Origin of the sequence: Flammeovirga sp. EKP202 (assembly GCF_014534745.1) — a bacterium.
Lineage (GTDB): Bacteria > Bacteroidota > Bacteroidia > Cytophagales > Flammeovirgaceae > Flammeovirga.
Genome location: NZ_JACVVP010000107.1, coordinates 1 through 3,108, shown reverse-complemented (window position 1 = coordinate 3,108; position 3,108 = coordinate 1). Strand labels below are relative to the sequence as shown.

The 3,108-nt window shown below is 49.5% G+C and carries 2 rRNA genes; both read right to left on the bottom strand.

Features of this window, described 5'->3' with window-relative positions:
- Nucleotides 1–10: 10 nt before the first annotated feature.
- Nucleotides 11–122: ribosomal RNA gene (rrf, locus tag IC221_RS29130) — 5S ribosomal RNA — on the bottom strand.
- Between the two features lie 117 nt (nt 123–239).
- Nucleotides 240–3,108: ribosomal RNA gene (locus IC221_RS29125) — 23S ribosomal RNA — on the bottom strand.

The following is a 3,108-nucleotide window of genomic DNA, read 5'->3' as shown; positions in this document are numbered from 1 at the left end:
TATTTAATGAATGTGGCGCCGACTTACTCTCCCGGGGGTTAACCCAGTACCATCAGCACGGTAGGGCTTAACTGCTCTGTTCGGAATGGGAAGAGGTGAACACCTACGTCATTGGCACCATCAATTTCTTAATGATCTAATGAGTTAGAATTTAATCACTGTAATAACTAATCTGATTAGTCATTGACAGCGAAAAGGAAAAACTTTGCTGAGGTAGTATCTCTACTACCCCAACCGTAAAAGAAAAAGCTTTTGGGCGATTAGTACTTCTCAGCTGAATGTATCTCTACACGTACACTTGAAGCCTATCAACGTCATAATCTTTAACAACCCTTATATGGAAATCTCATCTCGAGGTGGGTTTCGCGCTTAGATGCTTTCAGCGCTTATCCGCTCCACACATAGGTACCCGGCGATGCTCCTGGCGGAACAACCGGTACGCCAGAGGTGTGTCCAACTCGGTCCTCTCGTACTAAAGTCAGAGCCTCTCAAATTTCCTACGCCCGCAACAGATAGAGACCGAACTGTCTCACGACGTTCTGAACCCAGCTCGCGTGCCACTTTAATGGGCGAACAGCCCAACCCTTGGGACCTTCTCCAGCCCCAGGACGTGACGAGCCGACATCGAGGTGCCAAACCTCCCCGTCGATTTGAGCTCTTGGGGGAGATCAGCCTGTTATCCCCAGAGTACCTTTTATCCTTTGAGCGATGGCCCTTCCATGCGGTACCACCGGATCACTATGTCCCACTTTCGTGCCTGGTCGAGATGTCTCTCTCGCAGTCAGGCTCCCTTATGCCATTGCGCTCTTCCGACGATTGCCGACCGTCGTGAGGGAACCTTGGAAAGCCTCCGTTACTCTTTTGGAGGCGACCACCCCAGTCAAACTACCCACCAAACAATGTCCGGACACTAAGCCCGTTAGACCGTCGAACAGGAGAGGGCGGTATTTCAACAATGACTCCAAAATGCCTGGCGACACTCCTTCATAGTCTCCCGCCTATCCTACACACTCCTGGCCAACGGCCAACGTTAAGTTGCAGTAAAGGTTCATGGGGTCTTTTCGTCCCGTTGCGGGTAAGCGGCATCTTCACCGCTACTTCAATTTCACCGAGCTCATGGCCGAGACAGCGTCCAGATCGTTGCACCATTCGTGCAGGTCGGAACTTACCCGACAAGGAATTTCGCTACCTTAGGACCGTTATAGTTACGGCCGCCGTTTACTGGGGCTTCAATTCAGAGCTTCGCCAAAGGCTAACTCCCCCTCTTAACCTTCCAGCACCGGGCAGGTGTCAGGCTATATACTGAATCTTTCGAGTTCGCATAGCCATGTGTTTTTGTTAAACAGTCGCCTGGACTTCTTCGCTGCGGCCTCTTACAAAGTAAGTAGGCGCCCCTTCTCCCGAAGTTACGGGGCTAATTTGCCTAGTTCCTTAGCCATGAATCACTCGAGCGCCTCGGGTTACTCACCCTGACCACCTGTGTCGGTTTGGGGTACGGGATCTCATATCTTAATCGTAGAAGGTTTTCTTGGAAGCGTTTCACATCGTTATCAAATTGACCGTAGTCGCTCTGTACTGTCTTGTTTCCCCAAGTCGTGCGCATTTAACTACACAACCTATAGGTACGCAATTCAACGTACTATTCCGTCAGTACGCAGATGCTGCATCACTCCGTCACTCCATCGAAAATATAAGATGCTCAGGAATTTTGACCTGATATCCATCGAATATGCCATTCGGCAATCTCCTTAGGTCCCGGCTAACCCTGGGACGATTAGCGTCGCCCAGGAAACCTTGGTCTATCGGCGGGCAGGTTTCTCACCTGCCTTATCGTTACTTATGCCTACATTTGCTTTTCTAGAAAGTCCACAGTGCATCACCACACTGCTTCAGCCTCGCTAGAATGCTCCCCTACCACTTGTATTAAATACAAATCCATGTCTTCGGTGAATAGTTTAATGCCCGATCATTATCGATGCTCTGTCGCTCGACCAGTGAGCTGTTACGCACTCTTTGAATGTATAGCTGCTTCCAAGCTAACATCCTGGCTGTCTCAGCGACTGAACCTCCTTAGTTCAACTTAACTATTACTTGGGGACCTTAGACGATGGTCCGGGTTCTTTCCCTTTCGGACTAGGACCTTGGCACCCTAGCCCTCACTGCTGGTAGTGTTTGATGGCATTCGGAGTTCATCTAGATTTGGTAGGATATGACTCCCCCGCATCTAATTGGTAGCTCTACCTCCATCAAACTCACCCAACGCTGCCCCTAAAGGCATTTCGGGGAGTACGAGCTATTTCCAGGTTTGATTGGCCTTTCACCCCTACCCACAGGTCATCCGAAGACTTTTCAACGTCAACCGGTTCGGTCCTCCATTGTGTGTTACCACAACTTCAACCTGCCCATGGGTAGATCACCTGGTTTCGCGTCTACCTACACTAACTTAAACGCCACTTAAGACTCGCTTTCGCTACGACTACAGACCTTAAATCCTTAATCTTGCTAATATAGGTAACTCGTAGGCTCATTATGCAAAAGGCACGACGTCACTACACTAAGTAGCTCCGTCCGCTTGTAGGTATACAGTTTCAGGATCTATTTCACCCCGTTATTCACGGTACTTTTCACCTTTCCCTCACGGTACTTGTTCACTATCGGTCTTTTGGGAGTATTTAGTCTTGGCGGATGGTGCCGCCGGATTCAATGGGGGTTTCACCGGCCCCCACTTACTCAGGAACTCTCGCTCTAAATAACACTTACCTGTACGGGACTGTCACCCTCTGCGGCTGCACTTTTCAATGCATTCCAGTTCATGTTATATCGATTATCGAGGTCCTACAACCCCAGTCAAGCCGGAACTCAACTGGTTTGGACTCTTCCGCGTTCGCTCGCCACTACTTGCGGAATCACTATTGTTTTCTTTTCCTCCAGGTACTTAGATGTTTCAGTTCCCCGGGTTGGCTATATAAACATATCTTCAATATGTTGAGTTGTCTCATTCGGATACCTCCGGATCAAAGGTCATGTGCACCTCCCCAGAGCGTTTCGCCGCTTGTCGCGTCCTTCGTAGCCTCCAAAAGCCTAGGCATTCCCTGTATACCCTTCTCT